The organism is Ruegeria sp. G12 (assembly GCF_056533565.1).
Map to the genome: position 1 here is coordinate 271,433 of NZ_JBQFOO010000002.1, position 13,575 is coordinate 285,007.

The window sequence follows — 13,575 nt, forward strand, 5'->3', positions numbered from 1 at the left end:
GAGCAGCTAGACAACGCAGAGGATCTCACCCCGGCCCGCGCCCGCCGCCCGAGAGGCACGCAGCCCCCCGGATTCAGCCCGCCTTAGGCGGTACCGAATTTCACCAGCTTGATCGCAGCAAAATCGCTCACGTCGCCGCCGACGCGCTTGGTCGCGTAGAACAGGACATGCGGCTTGGCGCTGAACGGATCGCGCAGCACGCGCAGATCGGGACGCTCGGCAATAGTGTAACCGGCCTGGAAATCCCCAAACGCAATCGAGAAACTGTCGGTCGCTGCATCCGGCATGTCCTCGGCAATCAGCACCGGGTATCCCATCAGACGCGCAGGCTCACCCGACGCCAGACCATCCGACCACAGGAAGCGGCCATCACTGTCCTTCAGCTTGCGGATCAGACCAGCGGTTTTTGAGTTCATCACGAACGTGCCGTTAACCCGGTACTGCGCACCCAGCGCGTAGACCACATCGACAATCGCATCCGCATCGACACCACCGTCAACGCCAGTGGCCACATAACCCAGGCTGCCCCAGGACCAAGTGTCGTTGGAAACAGCGCGGTGAACCATCAGGCCCTTCGGCTTGTCCGCTCCATCGCCATTGATAAACGCAGCCGCCTCGGCCCGTGCAAACTTGTCGGCGATGCGACCCGCCAGCCAACCCTCGACATCAAACGCACTGTCATCCAGCAAACGCTGCGACGCTTTCGGCAGCGCGCTCAGCTCATGCAGCGGGATGGAAATGCGATCAATCGACGGGGTCGCGGTCTCAGCGGTGGCTGAGGTTTCATCCGCCCAGCCCGCACCCACATCCGTATGGTCGATCAGCACGTCGAACGAGTTCGCCTCGACATTCACCACCGACGCGATCGAGCGGATCGAAGCGGTCGAGTTCAGCACCGACTTGATCATCTCAGCCGTCTGCGGATCAACCAGATAACCGCCATCGCTGTTGACCGCGCTCGACAGCGATTTCGACTCCATCTCGAGCCCGCGCAGCCCGTCATCCTCGCCCGAACGCACATAGGCGTCGAACGCCTTCTGATGCGGTGCGCCATCCTCAACGGAGGCCGCAAGATGCGGGCGCGCCGCGATGGTTGATTTACGATCCAGCATGGTCAGTCGCTCTTCTGTCTGTTGCATTTTGGTTTTAACTTCGGCCTTGAGGCCCTTGAATTCATTCACGAAGCCAGCCATCGCCTGCTTCACCTCCTGAACCAGGGGCGCACCCTCTCCGGTCAAGGCCGGGGTCTCGGTCTTGCTCATCAGCACTTCCTTTTCTGGGTGGGTTTTGAGGCGCTAGATCCGCGCCAGCTCCTGCCGGGCGTCACGGAACACCTCGGCAATACTGCGCCAGGTGAACGCGGTATCAGGGTCTGCCCCCTTTGCCGCCACCCGCGCACTGGGCAGCATCGGGAATGTCACCAACGACACCTCCCACAGCTCCAGTTCGGTCAGGACGCGTTGGCCCTGGTCATTCTTCACGGCCCGCTTGGTGCGATAGCCAATCGACAGACCATCCATCGCGCCTGCCCGGATCAACTCCGCCGCCTCACGGCCCTTCTGCGTGGCCTCCAGCAGACGTCCCTTGACCCACAGGCCGCGGTCGTCCTCGCGCACCTCATCCCAGACACCGATAGGCTGCGCCGGATCGTGTTGCCACAGCATCTTGACCCGCTGGCCCGCCTTGGACAGCCCGTCAAGCGAGCCTCGATACGCCCCACGCTGCACCACATCGCTGCCCTGATCGACCTGCCCGAACAGGCTGGCATAGCCCTCGATCACCGCATCTTCGGACACCGACAACCCGTCTCCGAACCGTGCGAATTTATGCTCCAAATCCATGAACTTCTCCATGTAACCTACTGAACTCATGGCGTTACCACCAAGATCGACTGAAAGGCCTGCGCTAGGATAACGGCGACCACGCCGTAAACCGTCAGCCACAACCGCTTCTCCAGCCGCTCCATCATCTCTTCGATCTGATCCAGCCGCCGGCACAGATGCGCGTGCTGGATCTCGGCCACCCGCTCATGCGCAGCCAACCTCAGCCCCGGCGCACACTCGAACGAGGGATAGTCACCCATCGCCACGCTCCGGCAGCCCCAGCAACGCGCGCTTCTCGGCATCTGTCAGGAAATCAGCCCCATTGACCCGCGCCCATTGTGCATCGCGTTCCGCCGACAGCGCAGGCACCTGATCCAGATCGGGCTTCAGCACCAAATCCTCACCCGAGAACCCCGCCAACCATTCCGACACCGCCGCCGCCACCCGCGTCACCAGAGGCAGCACGGTCAGGCGGTAAAACGCCCGGTTGGCCTCCTGATAGTTCGAATAGGTCGCGTCGCCCTGGATACCCAGCAACATCGGCGGGACCCCAAAGGCCAGCGCGATCTCGCGGGCGGCGGCTTCCTTGGTCTTTTGAAACTCCATATCGGACGGCGAAAAGCCCATCGGCTTCCAATCCAAACCGCCCTCCAGAACCATCGGACGACCCGCATTGCGCGCCCCGCGATAGTTCTGCTCGATCTCATCCGACAGACGCCGGAACTGATCCTCGGCCATCACCCCATGGCCATCACCCTTCCAAACCAGCGCCCCCGAAGGTCGTGCCGCGTTATCCAACAGAGATTTCGACCACCGCGACGCGCTGTTATGCACGTCAATCGCCATCGCCGCCGCCTGCATCGGCGAGAAGCCATAGTGATCATCCTGCGGGTGGAACGATTTGATATGGCAGATATTTTCCGCCGCAAACCGGTGCTTCTTGCCACCAACCGCGTAATCATACGCCTTGGGCCACCCATCCGCCCCCGGCACCACGCTCATCCGGTCCGAGCGCAAGACATGCAGCTCAACCGGCAGCCCCTCATCGGCCTGTACCGCCTCAACATACGCATTGCCCGACAGCAGCAATTGCCCGAACAGAGCTTCCATCAACTCTGCCCGCCCCTGCGCCGCATTCGGACGACGCATCAGCGACAGGATCGGATGCACATCAAACCGCTGCGCCTGATCCTGCAGCACCAGAGGCAAAGCCGCCGCCGCCTCGGCAATCAGCTTGACCGAGCGAAACCCCACCGGGTTCCCCGAAAACCCCGTCCGCGTCAGCGACACCGCGTCCCGAGGGCTCCACGCCACGCGCCCGCCCGTCTGCCACGCCACCACAGGCCCCGCCGCGCTCGCCTTCGCCTCGGGCGCTTCGCCCGCCGATCCACGACGCAAGAAATCGAATACCATCTGTGCTCCTTTCTGCCGCCGCTCTGCCCGGCTTGTTGAAAGGAGTTATGACGGAAAGAAGTTTAAGCCTTGGGAACGGGGCGTACGGGGGTTGGGCAACGCCCGCAGCAGCTACTCAGGCAACGGAAACAGTCTTTTGATAAGGCGGTCCGCCTCAAGTTTATTAATCAACACCGCGAACTCGCGCCACTTCGCAAATTCTTGACCCTTGTTATGAAATTGGATCGCGGTGGTTCTAAAATTCATATACGCCGCATAGAACCGTCTGTTTTCCTGAGTCACTTCCTGCTCGCTGTCCAATATCTGTTTCGTTGCGCTATAAATAGACAAAGCTCGTTCTATGTCGCCTTCGAACAACTTGATATCAGCCAGAAACAGATTGTATCCTACTGAACGCGGGTATTTCTCCAGAAGCCGGCAAACAATTCGCTCTGCTTTGGAATACTCACATTTTGCGACCAGTCGTTGCGCTCTGAGCAACTCATAGTTTCGAACAAGCCGTGCAAGCATTTACAATCTCCAAGCATTTAATGATAGAACTCTGGTTATGGACGCATTGTTTTTCAAGCATTTTTCTTAGAGTCAGAAGCTAAGGCGGGATCACAAGGCCCTCACCCTCGGCCGCCGATACACCCCGGCAGGCCCCACCACCAACTCATGCAGCGCCCAGACCAGCGCGTCGACGCGGTCGGGTGAGCCCTGCCCTTCGAACCCGCGCGCGGTCATCTGGCACATCTGCTCCTCCAGCGCGTCCAGCCCGGTCACATGACGCACCCGCCCCTGCTCGTACAAGGCCGCCACAGGCTCGGCCCGCGCCACCTTGCCGCGGGATGCCCGCACCGCGCGATAGGGGACCAGAGGGTCCACCTGCCGCACGACCTCTTCCACCAGTTGCCCGCCCTGATTGACCTCGGCCACCAGCCGCTCGGCCCCGAACTCATCCATCGCGCCAATCGCCGCCTGCGCCCAGCCCGCAGGACCCGCGCCCTGCACCGTTCGGTCAGCCAGCACATAGGCCCGCCACTCCTCGGGCGGCCCCTGTAGCTGAGCGCCCACAACCACGATCCCGCAAGCATCCGCATCCGCCCCCGCCGTCACCGCCGGGTCCAGCGCCACGACGATGCGATCCAACACAGGCACATGCGCGTACCGCGCCGCCTCCAGCATCGAGCCTGTCCACAGCGCGCCTTCAGCATCCGACAGCAGCACCCCGTCCAACTCCTGCCGCCCCAGCCGCGTGCCGGCATAGCGCGCGCGCACCTCGTCTAGAAACGAGTCCGCCAGATTGGCCCGGTTCGCCTCGGTCGGCGCGTGGGTCTGCACGGTCGACGGCGACGCCAGCAAATCCTTCAAAACCTTCACATTCCTCGGCGTCGTGGTCACACAGACCCGTGGCCGATCCCCCAACCGCAACGCAAATTGCAGCATATCCCAAGTCTCGGCCGCCTTCTTCCACTTGGCCAACTCATCCACCCAGGCCGCATCGAACTGAGGACCCCTCAGTCCCTCAGGATCGTGCGCCGAAAACGCCTGCGCCTCGGCCCCGTTGGGCCAGACCAGTTTCCGTTCCGATGCCTTCCAAACAGGCCGACGATCCGGCGGAGAACACTGCAAAATCCCGCTGTCGCCAAAGATCATCACATCGCGCACCTGATCAAAGGTCTCACCGACCAAAGCCACGCGACACGCCTCACCGCGATCCAGCGGCAAAGACCCCTCGACCATCGACCGCACCCATTCAGCCCCGGCCCGCGTTTTGCCAGCCCCACGCCCGCCCATGATCACCCAGGACCGCCAGTCCCCCTCGGGCGGCAGTTGATGCGGCAGCGCCCAGAACTCGAACAGGACAGGGAGGGCACATAGCCCTCCCTCCCCGATCTCACTCAGAAACCTGTCCTGCACCGCAGCAGGCGCGGAGGCGAGCCAGCCTGCACCCGATCTCAGATCGTGCCCGATCAAGGTCGAGCGCATAGCCCCCTTGGGCAATTCCGGCTTGTCTGTGATGTTGTTCGACAAAGCTTGTCTCCACTTTCTGGCAACTTCGGATCAGCCCCTCTAGCTGACCCAGTTGCTTGCCTGTTCCGGCAAGGTCTGCATCCTCCCCGGCACCGATCTGTTTTCGCAGTTCTTCCGCTGCCTGACGCAGATCGCGAATGGACCGTTCAAGCGACTGCAACAAATCAGCCGTCTGAGAAATCCGCTCTTCCGGGGTAATCAAAGTCATGTTTGGCTTTTGACCTCATGCGTGAGTTTTTCCGCACGAGAGAAACGAAAAACGGCCACGGGGTCGCCCCGGGGCCGTTGCCCACTTCTTCTAGCATGACACAACTTGTGCAAAATAAAGCGCGCAAAGTCAATAGTTTACGCAACACACCCGCAACACCCAACGTTCGGTTTGTTTATAAACCAACCTCGCCCGGGCGCGTTCAGCCCCGGACAATCTCCAGAAACGCAGCGCTCACGATCAGCGTGGCCCCGATCAACTCTCTCAACCCAAACGGTTCCCCTGAAAAGACAGCCGCCGAGATCAGGCCGACGACGACCTCACTCATCAACAACAACCCGACGCGTGCGGGTGTCAGCTTGGTCGCGGGCCAGATGGTCAGAAAGATCATCGGCAGAGTGTAGAGCGCAGACAACAACGCAAACGGGCCGATCTGCACCGCCAGTTGACCCGCCCCACCTGCGGGCTCAAGCCCTGCGCTGAAGGGCAAACTGCACACAGACAGCACCAGCGCACCCGCGATGAAGGCAAAGACCTGGCCCGGTACCGAAATACCAGACGTCCGGTAGAGACCGAGGGTCCCCAACGCCCAGGCGATGCCCGAGATCAAAGCCAACCAATCCCCTGAATTCCGCGGCCACGGCAGGCCCTGCTCTGCGCCCAGAACGATGAACATACCACCCAGACCACAAATTAAACCCAGAACGCGCGCCAGATTTGGACGCTCACCAAGCACCACTATGCCAAGAATCGTCCCCCAGACCGGCGTCAGATAAAACAGCAGGATCGAGCGGACGACATCCGTATAAACCAGACTGATAGTAAACAGGCTAAACGCAGCGCCCGTGAACATCCCGCTCAGGATCAACCCGCGCCATCCTCGCACCAGGGCCAGCCGTTCCCGCCACAAGATGGGCAACAAAACGACAAGCGCCGATGTATACATCGCGATCCCGGGCCAGGGACCGTCCAGCCCCTGGCTCACAAGGTATCGAACCGGGATCCAGTACAAGCCCCACATCATCCCTCCGATGACAAGGGCGATACTTGCCGTTCTCAAATCGGCCCCCTCGAAAGCTCTGAGCGTCATGATCCGTCCCGCAAAACCTGTCTCACGGTATCTGCCAAAGGCCCGACCTTCGCAAGTTCGCTACGCATTCGGTGCTTGACAAAGTGGTTTGCAAACCGCATGTGCCTGTCAAACAGCGCTACCGCGTGAGCATTCGGGCCATCCAAGGCCCCCACAGCGCCCGATTCACCCTATAGTTCCCCATCACGCAGGGTTCTTGACGCGAAGACCGGATAAAGCAGGATGCGCCTGCCTGTCCCGAGGTCTCGCACAACCCTCGCTGGTCGCGGATGCGGCCCATGACGACTTGCCCGTTGGTCAGTGCCACGGGCATGGAAGGATAGATTTTTGTTCGACTTTGATATGCTCGGCCTTGCGCCAGCACTGAATGACGCGCTGAAACGTGCGAATTTCACTCAACCCACCCCGATTCAGAACCAGGCAATTCCGCTGGCGCTGAACGGTCATGACATACTGGGTCTTGCTCAGACCGGCACCGGCAAGACGCTGGCCTTTGGCCTGCCGCTGATCGACCACCTGCTGGCCCAGCCCGGCAAACCCGCGCCCAAGACCGCCAAGGCCCTGATCCTTGCCCCCACGCGGGAGTTGGTAAACCAGATCGCCGAAAGCCTGCGCGGCCTGACGCAAAAGACGAAACTGCGGGTCGCGACCGTTGTGGGCGGGCAGTCCATCAACAAGCAGATTTCGTTTCTGTCGCGCGGCACGGATATCCTTGTTGCAACACCTGGCCGCCTGATCGACCTGATGGATCGCGGCGCGGTCGATCTTGGTTCGGTCCGCCATCTGGTTCTGGACGAAGCGGACCAGATGCTCGATCTGGGCTTCATCCACGCCCTGCGCAAAATCGCGCCTCAGCTTGGAACGCCGCGCCAGACGATGCTGTTCTCGGCCACCATGCCCAAACAGATGGAAGAGCTCAGCCGCGCGTATCTGACCAACCCGCAACGGGTGCAGGTCTCGCCCCCCGGCAAAGCCGCAGACAAAATCACGCAATCGGTTCATTTCGTCAGCAAGCCGGAGAAACCGGCGAAGCTGCGCGAAATCCTGTCTCAGGAAATGGACGCCCTGACACTGGTATTCTCGCGCACGAAACATGGTGCGGAGAAGCTGATGAAAGGCCTCGTGGCCGATGGGTTTAACGCTGCGTCGATCCACGGCAACAAAAGCCAGGGCCAGCGCGACCGCGCCATCAAGGCGTTCCGGGCCGGGGAAATAAACGTCCTCGTCGCCACCGATGTCGCGGCGCGCGGCATCGACATTCCGGGTGTGGCTTACGTAATAAACTACGACCTGCCCGAGGTGCCCGACAACTATGTCCACCGGATCGGCCGCACCGCCCGCGCCGGGCGCGAAGGTGAAGGCATCGCCTTCTGTTCTCCGGAGGAGGTCGATCTGCTGCGCCAGATCCAGAAGCTGATGAAAATCGAGATTCCGGTCGCCAGCGGCACCCAGCCCGAAGCGGTTGAACCCAAGAAACCAGCAAGGCGTCAGAACAACCGCCGTCGCGGCCCAAAACCGCAGGCGGCGAACGGAGATGCCAAACCGTCGTCAAAACGCCGCCGCCCTCGCCGTCGGCCTGCCGCATAAACAAAAAAAGGGCGGTGCAAAACACCGCCCTTTTCAATTCAAACCTTCGGATTTAGTTGCCCGAGTTCCTTTCGGCCTCAATCTCCCGCCATTTCGCGACGTTCCGATTGTGCTCCTGCAGCGTTTCGGCAAAGGCGTGCCCGCCGGTTCCGTCCGCAACGAAGAACACATAGTTCGTCGAATCCGGAGCAACAGCCGCCTCAAGGCTCGCTTGTCCCGGATTGGCAATCGGTGTCGGCGGCAGACCGTCAATCACGTAAGTATTCCAAGGCGTTGGGCGGCGCAATTCGCTGCGGCGCAAGCCCCGGCCCAGCACGCCTTGCCCCTTGGTGACACCATAAATCACCGTCGGGTCCGTTTGCAGTTTCATACCTTGCCGCAGACGATTCACAAACACGCTGGCCACCTGACCGCGTTCATTCGGCACCCCGGTTTCCTTCTCAATGATCGAAGCAAGGATCAGCATTTCCTCGGGGTTCGCCAAAGGCAGGTCATCCTGACGGCTTTCCCACACAGCATTGATCCGCAATTGCTGCTTGTCCTGCATCGCCTGCAGCACCGCGCTCCGGTCATCACCCGGCTTGATGTCATAGCTGTCAGGGGCCAACATTCCCTCGGCAGGGATTTCAGTAACCTCACCGGTCAACGCCTCAAGACCCTTCAGCGCCTCAACCACCTGCCACGAGGTCACGCCTTCGGCGACCGAAACCCGATAGCGGGTATCCGCCTCGGCGCGCTTTTCGGCATAGGCTTCGGGGATTTCTTCATCCGTAGCGTCGAACAAAGCGATCTCGTCAAAATCCAGCGTGGCCGGGTTCAACTCGCGCACGCGCGTCTGAATGCGGGTGACACCGATCCGATACTCGATCTCGGACCCGCATGTGCTGACACCGCTGCTGGTGATTTCGTCGATGATCTGCTCCATCGACGCGCCCTCGCGCACCAGAAAGCTGCCCGCCTTCAACTGCTGCGCCTTGTCCGTATAATCCGCCGCCATCCGAAACAGCATCGAACTGCTGATCGCCCCCTGATCCTCCAGTTCGCGGCTGACGCGGGTCATGTTCGACCCGCCTTCGACCTGCAGGCAGATGGCAGTTTCCAGCGGGCCCTCGGCCTTGTACTGAGACTGCCCCCACAGGATCAGACCGCCCAGCAGAAACAGGCTGACCACCAGAATGGTCAGCGCGTTCGATGCCAAGGCCCGCCACATTTAACTGACCTTTCCGAAGATCACGCTGGCATTGGTGCCGCCAAACCCGAACGAATTCGACAGCGCCACATTGATCTCACGCTCGCGCTTGGCGTTGGGCGCCAGATCAATCGGGGTTTCCACTGCTGGGTTATCCAGATTGATCGTTGGCGGCGCGACCTGATCCCGGATCGCCAGGATCGAAAAGATCGCCTCAATCGCGCCCGCGGCCCCCAGCAGGTGGCCAGTAGCCGATTTGGTTGAGGTCATGGTCGCATTGCTGGCGTGATCGCCCAGCAGACGTTCAACAGCACCCAGTTCAATCGTATCCGCCATGGTCGAGGTGCCATGTGCGTTGATGTAGTCCAGATCCTTGGGTTCCAGCCCGGCACTGCGCAGCGCCGCTTTCATCGACCGTTCAGCACCGTCGCCGTCTTCGGACGGCGCTGTGATGTGATAGGCGTCGCCCGACATGCCATAGCCCAGCACCTCGGCATAGATTTTCGCGCCGCGCGCCTTGGCGTGCTCGTAGTCCTCAAGAACGACGATGCCAGACCCTTCGCCCATCACGAAGCCGTCGCGATCAATGTCGTAAGGGCGGCTCGCCTTTTTGGGATCGTCGGCATATTTGGTCGACAACGCCTTGCACGAGTTGAACCCGGCGATACCGATTTCACAGATGCAGCCTTCGCCGCCACCCGCGATCATGACGTCAGCGTCACCCGCGCGGATGATCCGGCTGGCATCTCCGATAGCATGCGCCCCTGTTGAACAGGCGGTCACGACCGAGTGGTTCGGCCCCTTGAAACCAAACCGGATCGAAACCTGCCCCGACGCGAGGTTGATCAACGCGCCCGGAATAAAGAAGGGCGAAACCCGGCGCGGGCCCTTGTCGCGGATCAGGTTCGCGGTTTCCGCAATCGACCCAAGCCCACCGATCCCCGATCCGATCAGAACGCCTGTGCGCAGACGGTCCTCTTCATCCTCGGGCAACCAATCCGCGTCCTTGCAGGCCATTTCAGCCGCAGCAATCGAATAGAGAATAAAGTCTTCGATCTTGCGCTGCTCTTTCGGCGGCATCCAGTCATCGGGATTGAACGTGCCGTTTGTACCGTCGCCGCGCGGCACCTCACAGGCATAGGTGGTTGTGACACCGCTCGCCTTAGCATCGAAAAGGGTGATCGGGCCTGCGCCGGATTCTCCGTCCAACAGACGCGACCAGGTTTCCTCGACCCCACTGGCCAAAGGAGTGACCAATCCCAGACCGGTAACAACGACTCTGCGCATGAAGTGCCTCTTGCCTGCTTCCTGTTATGAGAACCGCTCTTACCCCGGCGCAGGGGGCGGGGGCAAGAGCAACAGCACATTCCGCACCATCAGACGAACGCCAGTACCTCTTGAGGCAAACGGAAAACGGCCCAAATCCGCCAAAAGCAAATGCGGCCTCTTGCGGTTTCCCGAAGAGGCCGCAGTTTTCATGGGCTAAGAAGCTTACTGGAACTGCGCGACCGGCTCATGCGCCCCGGTCGTCACCGCGAGCGCCTCGGTCAGGTCCACAGTCTTACGGAACAACGCGCGACCGACAATCGCACCGGAAATGTTGGGAATATACGCCAGCCGCGAGATATCATCGACTGTGCGCACCACACCACTTGCAATCACCGGTGTCCGCGAATGCTGCGCCAGACCCGAGATCAGGCCCAGCTGCGCCTCGACATCTTCCATATCGCTGTCGATATCGGTCACAAGAATGGCCGCAAACGGTGTTCCCGCAAAAGCATCAATGAACGCTTCGGGCGTAAAGGCGCTTTGGCTGCGCCAGCCTTCGGTCATGACAAACCCGCGCCACACGTCGACCGCCAGCACGATCTGATCCGGGTACAGCTTGGCCAGTTCCTTGACCAGGTTCGGGTCCCAGGCGGCCAGCGTACCGATCACAACGCGCCCTGCGCCCTTGCCGATCCAATGCTCCACCTGTTCACGGGTGCGCATGCCGCCCGCCAGCTGCACCGACATTTCGGATGTCCGGATGATCTCTTCCACAAGCTCGGCATTGGTGTCCCGGCCTTCGATCGCATCGAAATCCGTCAACTGCATCCAGTCAGCACCAGCCGCAGACCAACTGCGCGCCGTTTCCACCGGGTTAACATGCCAGATCATCGCGTCTTCCAGTCGGCCCTTGTCCAACGTGACACACCGGCCGTTCTGCAGTTCCATTGTTGGGTAAACCCTCATGAGCATGGTCCTCCGCTCAATCGCTGTGCAAATCCAGCATACCATACACACGCGTCAAAAGCGCGTTTGGACTGGGATCGGCAAAGTTTGGTCCTTTTGCGGCATGCGCAAAACTCGGCGGAATTATGCGCGGGCTGGCGGACCGTTCCGTCGCAGAAGATGCACAGGCGTACCCCCATACGTTTCTTCGCGCATGACCACGTAACCCAGTTTCTTCGCAAGCTTTTGCGAAGCGAAGTTGCTCGCATCGACCATCGCGACCAAACGTCCCGGAATCACCCGATCAAACCAGTCATGAGCAGCCTTCGCAGCCTCATACCCGAACCCCTGCCCCTGCACCTCGGGGGCCAGAACCCAACCGGCTTCGGGAAAGGCATCAAAATCTTCGCCCAAGTTGCGATTGCCGTAGAAGAATCCGGCCTGTCCGACCATCTTCCGATTCGATTGCTGCAGCACCGCCCACTGGCCAAATCCGGCCATTTGCCAATGACCCGCATTGCGCAGGAACGAATCCCACGCCTCGCCCCGCGATTTGGGTGAGCCCCCGATATGACGCACGACACACGGGTCGCGCCATATCTCGGCGAACCGGTCGAAATCCTCAGGCCGCATCGCACAAAGCGTCAGCCGGGCGGTATTGATCATCGGGGTGGATCTTATCATGGTCTGTCCACTTGGAATTATGCCTCAGTGGAAACAGTGATAAGCGCGCACAGGTTACGCAAGCGTGAATTTCGTGCGGAAACAAAAAAGCGGCGCCTCCGTTGCCCGGAAGCGCCGCTTTCTATCAGCTTCGAAACGCTTAGGACGCTTCGGTGATGAATTTGACGGCGTCGCCAAAGGTCTGGATGGTCTCGGCTGCGTCATCGGGGATCTCGATGCCGAACTCTTCTTCGAAGGCCATGACCAGCTCAACAGTGTCCAGGCTGTCTGCGCCCAGGTCGTCGATAAAAGAGGCGTTTTCCGCGACTTTATCTTCTTCAACACCCAGGTGCTCAACAACGATCTTCTTAACGCGATCTGCGACGTCGCTCATATCAATTCCTCATTCCGTTTCAGGGCGCTCTGCCCGGTTCTGCCCTTGCCCGCGCGGGGTGGCCTTGATTTGCCCGTTCCGGGCGGTTTGGGTCCCGTGTCAGCGGGAAAGTAGAAGGCCGACCTGAACGACCGGCCCCTGTTTGAATGCGCCGCCTATAGCACAGACAACGCCCAAGGCAAACGCTTTCGCATCCGCCCCGTGTCGCCGTCACAACATGGCCATACCGCCGTTCACATGCAAGGTGCTTCCTGTCACATAACCCGCCTCGGGGCTGGCAAGATAAACCACTGCCGCCGCGATTTCCTTGGGATCACCCATGCGGCCTGCAGGAACTTTAAGCAACAGCCCCTTCTTCTGTTCCTCTGTCAGCTTCTCGGTCATCGCGGTCGTAATAAAGCCCGGTGCAACGGCGTTTACGGTAATACCCCGCGTTGCGACCTCGTGGGCCAGGGCTTTGGAAAACCCGATCATTCCGGCCTTTGAAGCCGCATAGTTTGTCTGACCTGGATTGCCGATTGCCGCCACGACAGACGAGACATTCACAATCCGGCCCCAGCGCGACTTCATCATGCCGCGGATAACACCTCTGCACAGTCTCATGGTCGAGGTCATGTTCACGTCAATAACGCTCTGCCATTCGTCATCCGACATGCGCATGAACAGATTGTCCCGTGTAATCCCGGCGTTATTAACCAGAATGTCGACCGAACCCATCACTTCGGCGGCCTGCTTTGGCAAAGCGTCGACCGCCTCGGGGTCGCTCAGGTTGCAGGGCAGCACATGGGCACGCTCGCCCAATTCGTCGGCCAATGCCTGCAGAGGCTTAACCCGCGTACCCGACAGTCCGACCGTGGCTCCGGCGCCGTATAGTGCGCGAGCAATGTCGCCGCCAATTCCGCCCGAAGCACCGGTGATCAGTGCGTTCTTACCTGTCAAATCAAACATTCTGTTTCCTTCGTACTGCGCCCCGTGGGG

14 protein-coding genes are annotated in these 13,575 nt (G+C 60.5%); 1 reads left to right on the top strand and 13 read right to left on the bottom strand.

Going from position 1 to position 13,575, the window contains the following annotated elements:
- Positions 1 to 83: 83 nt before the first annotated feature.
- From ACR0JN_RS05180 to ACR0JN_RS05210, 7 genes are all read right to left on the bottom strand, one after another.
- Positions 84 to 1,262, bottom strand: coding sequence for a phage major capsid protein (locus tag ACR0JN_RS05180; protein ID WP_480884610.1), 1,179 nt, complete (start codon positions 1,260 to 1,262; stop codon positions 84 to 86).
- Between the two features lie 33 nt (positions 1,263 to 1,295).
- Positions 1,296 to 1,871, bottom strand: coding sequence for an HK97 family phage prohead protease (locus ACR0JN_RS05185; RefSeq protein ID WP_480884611.1), 576 nt, complete (start codon positions 1,869 to 1,871; stop codon positions 1,296 to 1,298).
- Entirely contained in the window at positions 1,868 to 2,083 is a 216-nt protein-coding gene (locus ACR0JN_RS05190) for a GTA head formation protein, RCAP_rcc01685 family (protein ID WP_480884612.1), read from the bottom strand. The genes ACR0JN_RS05185 and ACR0JN_RS05190 overlap by 4 nt, the downstream gene beginning before the upstream one ends.
- The gene (locus tag ACR0JN_RS05195; RefSeq protein WP_480884613.1) at positions 2,076 to 3,236 is read right to left on the bottom strand and encodes a phage portal protein; all 1,161 of its coding nucleotides are present in this window, start codon (positions 3,234 to 3,236) and stop codon (positions 2,076 to 2,078) included. Before ACR0JN_RS05195 ends, ACR0JN_RS05190 begins: the two co-directional genes overlap by 8 nt.
- A 111-nt stretch (positions 3,237 to 3,347) precedes the next feature.
- Positions 3,348 to 3,746 (bottom strand): hypothetical protein, encoded by a 399-nt coding sequence (locus ACR0JN_RS05200; RefSeq protein WP_480884614.1) that lies wholly within the window; start codon positions 3,744 to 3,746, stop codon positions 3,348 to 3,350.
- A 90-nt stretch (positions 3,747 to 3,836) separates the two neighbouring features.
- Positions 3,837 to 5,207 (bottom strand): DNA-packaging protein, encoded by a 1,371-nt coding sequence (locus ACR0JN_RS05205; RefSeq protein ID WP_480885009.1) that lies wholly within the window; start codon positions 5,205 to 5,207, stop codon positions 3,837 to 3,839.
- Between the two features lie 455 nt (positions 5,208 to 5,662).
- On the bottom strand, positions 5,663 to 6,550 hold the full coding sequence (locus ACR0JN_RS05210) for a DMT family transporter (protein WP_480884615.1): 888 nt from the start codon (positions 6,548 to 6,550) through the stop codon (positions 5,663 to 5,665).
- A 327-nt stretch (positions 6,551 to 6,877) separates the two neighbouring features.
- Between ACR0JN_RS05210 and ACR0JN_RS05215 the strand changes: the two genes are divergently transcribed.
- Positions 6,878 to 8,137, top strand: coding sequence for a DEAD/DEAH box helicase (locus ACR0JN_RS05215; RefSeq protein ID WP_480884616.1), 1,260 nt, complete (start codon positions 6,878 to 6,880; stop codon positions 8,135 to 8,137).
- A 52-nt stretch (positions 8,138 to 8,189) separates the two neighbouring features.
- On the opposite strand, the gene mltG is transcribed toward ACR0JN_RS05215, so the two are convergent.
- The 6 genes from mltG to fabG form a co-directional block, all read right to left on the bottom strand.
- The gene (gene mltG / locus ACR0JN_RS05220) at positions 8,190 to 9,347 is read right to left on the bottom strand and encodes an endolytic transglycosylase MltG (RefSeq protein WP_480884617.1); all 1,158 of its coding nucleotides are present in this window, start codon (positions 9,345 to 9,347) and stop codon (positions 8,190 to 8,192) included.
- Positions 9,348 to 10,613 carry a beta-ketoacyl-ACP synthase II gene (gene fabF / locus ACR0JN_RS05225; protein WP_480884618.1) on the bottom strand — a complete coding sequence of 422 codons (1,266 nt, stop codon included), beginning with the start codon at positions 10,611 to 10,613 and terminating at the stop codon, positions 9,348 to 9,350. It abuts the gene before it with no gap.
- A gap of 204 nt (positions 10,614 to 10,817) precedes the next feature.
- Positions 10,818 to 11,561, bottom strand: coding sequence for a 1-(5-phosphoribosyl)-5-[(5-phosphoribosylamino)methylideneamino]imidazole-4-carboxamide isomerase (locus ACR0JN_RS05230; RefSeq protein ID WP_480815292.1), 744 nt, complete (start codon positions 11,559 to 11,561; stop codon positions 10,818 to 10,820).
- Positions 11,562 to 11,684: 123 nt separating this feature from the next.
- Positions 11,685 to 12,224, bottom strand: a complete 540-nt coding sequence (locus ACR0JN_RS05235; RefSeq protein ID WP_480884619.1) for a GNAT family N-acetyltransferase — start codon at positions 12,222 to 12,224, stop codon at positions 11,685 to 11,687.
- Between the two features lie 139 nt (positions 12,225 to 12,363).
- On the bottom strand, positions 12,364 to 12,597 hold the full coding sequence (locus ACR0JN_RS05240) for an acyl carrier protein (protein ID WP_039529899.1): 234 nt from the start codon (positions 12,595 to 12,597) through the stop codon (positions 12,364 to 12,366).
- A gap of 210 nt (positions 12,598 to 12,807) precedes the next feature.
- Positions 12,808 to 13,545 carry a 3-oxoacyl-[acyl-carrier-protein] reductase gene (fabG, locus tag ACR0JN_RS05245; RefSeq protein ID WP_480815290.1) on the bottom strand — a complete coding sequence of 246 codons (738 nt, stop codon included), beginning with the start codon at positions 13,543 to 13,545 and terminating at the stop codon, positions 12,808 to 12,810.
- Positions 13,546 to 13,575: the final 30 nt, after the last annotated feature.

Excerpts from the sequence above, each read along its gene's own strand:
- fabG (WP_480815290.1), bottom strand. The coding sequence starts at position 13,545 with ATGTTTGATTTGACAGGTAAGAACGCACTGATCACCGGTGCTTCGGGC.
- ACR0JN_RS05200 (WP_480884614.1), bottom strand. The coding sequence starts at position 3,746 with ATGCTTGCACGGCTTGTTCGAAACTATGAGTTGCTCAGAGCGCAACGA.
- ACR0JN_RS05205 (WP_480885009.1), bottom strand. The coding sequence starts at position 5,207 with ATGCGCTCGACCTTGATCGGGCACGATCTGAGATCGGGTGCAGGCTGG.
- fabF (WP_480884618.1), bottom strand. The coding sequence starts at position 10,613 with ATGCGCAGAGTCGTTGTTACCGGTCTGGGATTGGTCACTCCTTTGGCC.
- ACR0JN_RS05240 (WP_039529899.1), bottom strand. The coding sequence starts at position 12,597 with ATGAGCGACGTCGCAGATCGCGTTAAGAAGATCGTTGTTGAGCACCTG.
- ACR0JN_RS05185 (WP_480884611.1), bottom strand. The coding sequence starts at position 1,871 with ATGAGTTCAGTAGGTTACATGGAGAAGTTCATGGATTTGGAGCATAAA.
- ACR0JN_RS05235 (WP_480884619.1), bottom strand. The coding sequence starts at position 12,224 with ATGATAAGATCCACCCCGATGATCAATACCGCCCGGCTGACGCTTTGT.
- ACR0JN_RS05230 (WP_480815292.1), bottom strand. The coding sequence starts at position 11,561 with ATGAGGGTTTACCCAACAATGGAACTGCAGAACGGCCGGTGTGTCACG.
- mltG (WP_480884617.1), bottom strand. The coding sequence starts at position 9,347 with ATGTGGCGGGCCTTGGCATCGAACGCGCTGACCATTCTGGTGGTCAGC.
- ACR0JN_RS05190 (WP_480884612.1), bottom strand. The coding sequence starts at position 2,083 with ATGGGTGACTATCCCTCGTTCGAGTGTGCGCCGGGGCTGAGGTTGGCT.
- ACR0JN_RS05180 (WP_480884610.1), bottom strand. The coding sequence starts at position 1,262 with ATGAGCAAGACCGAGACCCCGGCCTTGACCGGAGAGGGTGCGCCCCTG.
- ACR0JN_RS05210 (WP_480884615.1), bottom strand. The coding sequence starts at position 6,550 with ATGACGCTCAGAGCTTTCGAGGGGGCCGATTTGAGAACGGCAAGTATC.
- ACR0JN_RS05195 (WP_480884613.1), bottom strand. The coding sequence starts at position 3,236 with ATGGTATTCGATTTCTTGCGTCGTGGATCGGCGGGCGAAGCGCCCGAG.